Here is a 1,489-nt window from a genome sequence, read left to right on the forward strand (position 1 = left end):
TTTTTGTACTTGGAATATTTTAGACAAAAACATCAGTGGTTTTGGTTTCTTTTATTAATTTTAAGCAAACCAACGCAACGAAACCTTACACATACACGTTATATACAATGCCTCCGAATCACTCAAATGGAGAGATTATTCATTCTTAATTTTAGTAATTCACACTCAATCTCGAAAGTTTTTTCACTCAACTCTAGAACCACTCAAATCTATAAATTAGAGGTTCAATTCAAAAGGAAATCGTTTGATTCAAAAAACAATTGATTAGCAAACGTGATCACTCAACCTCTTTATGTGATTACTCTTCTCGTGTTGTGTGATTACTCTGGATTCAGAAACGCAAGCTGGACGTGATTACTCTTAGTTGTCGGCACAGTAAATAACAACGTGTAAAGTTCATTGCTTCTTTTTTTTGTACTTGGAATATTTTAGACAAAAACATCAATGGTTTTGGTTTCTTTTATTAATTTTAAGCAAACCAACGCAACGAAACCTTACACATACACGTTAGGTGCAATTTACTCACTCAAATGAAAATACCGAAAATAAAAGGAATAATAGACCGACGAATTTTAATCAATTACCAAATTGATAAAGAAGTCTTGGAAAATTATTTACCAAAACCTTTCAAACCTAAATTAGTAAACGGAAAAGGAATTGCGGGAATCTGTTTGATAAGATTAAAAGAAATCAGACCCAAAGGTTTGCCGAAACAAATCGGAATTTCCTCTGAAAATGGAGCTCATAGAATTGCAGTTGAATGGACTGAAAACGGAAAGCAAAAAGAAGGAGTTTATATTCCAAGAAGAGATACTTCTTCTAAATTAAATTCTTTAGCTGGCGGAACTATATTTCCTGGAATTCATCATTTAGCAAATTTTAAAGTAAATGAAAAAGATGGAAACTACGAAGTCGGTTTTATCAGCGATGACAAAACTTCATTATCAATAAAGGCAAAAGAAACAAACTCTTGGAATTCCGAAAGTGTATTTGAAAATTTAGAATGTGTTTCTGAGTTCTTTGAAAATGGTTCTATTGGATATTCGCCTGACAAAAATGACTTTGACGGACTTGAATTAAAAGCATATAATTGGAAAGTATCACTTTTGGATGTAGAGAATGTAGAATCAAGCTTTTTTGAAAATGAAAGTATTTTCCCAAAAGGTTCTGTCAAATTTGATAATGCATTATTAATGAAAAATATTGAACACGAATGGATTGGACTAAAAAAAATAAAAACTGCACCTAACAACGTGTATAGTTAATTGCTACTGATGGCTAAGACGAGGGTTCTTCCCTACTTTTTATTATATTGCATAACAAAGAATAACAGCGTACTTGTACGCAACTAACCATACACATACACGTTGTGTGTCATTTGAGAAAAAATGAGAAACCATTTAATAATCTTACTTCTAATTCTAACTTCTTGCAATTCTGACAAAATTGACAAAGCGGAATTTAATGACTTTTCAGACATTGAAATTCT

Annotated in this window: 1 protein-coding gene; it reads left to right on the forward strand. The window is 31.6% G+C overall.

The features are described from left to right. The first annotated feature begins 530 nt into the window (after positions 1–530). Entirely contained in the window at positions 531–1,265 is a 735-nt protein-coding gene (locus N4270_RS17045; RefSeq protein ID WP_260098559.1) for a DUF2071 domain-containing protein, read from the forward strand. Positions 1,266–1,489: the final 224 nt, after the last annotated feature.

This window comes from Psychroserpens sp. SPM9 (assembly GCF_025153525.1).
Lineage (GTDB): Bacteria > Bacteroidota > Bacteroidia > Flavobacteriales > Flavobacteriaceae > Psychroserpens.